Origin of the sequence: Virgibacillus sp. LDC-1 (assembly GCF_030137545.1) — a bacterium.
Taxonomy (GTDB): domain Bacteria; phylum Bacillota; class Bacilli; order Bacillales; family Amphibacillaceae; genus LDC-1.
Genome location: NZ_JARUVL010000044.1, coordinates 1 through 325, shown reverse-complemented (window position 1 = coordinate 325; position 325 = coordinate 1). Strand labels below are relative to the sequence as shown.

The window sequence follows — 325 nt, the reverse complement described above, 5'->3', positions numbered from 1 at the left end:
GTGAGGTAACCTTTTGGAGCCAGCCGCCGAAGGTGGGACTAATGATTGGGGTGAAGTCGTAACAAGGTAGCCGTATCGGAAGGTGCGGCTGGATCACCTCCTTTCTAAGGAATATGAAGGAACGCCAGAGGACTTTCGAGTCCTCTGGTAAGGGCATACTTGGTCAGTTTGGTTCAGTTTTGAGAGAGCAAATCTCTCGATTTGTACCTTGAAAACTAAATAAGAGTAATACCAACGACATCAACAAAGGCGTAAAGCAAATATAAGCATTATGCTTATTCATTGTTAGTTAAGTGAATAAGAGCGCACGGTGGATGCCTTGGCA

The 325-nt window shown here is 44.9% G+C and carries 1 rRNA gene; it reads left to right on the top strand.

From position 1 onward, the window contains the following. Positions 1–104 (top strand): 16S ribosomal RNA (locus QBK89_RS15065); the annotation flags it as partial. Between the last annotated feature and the right edge of the window lie 221 nt (positions 105–325).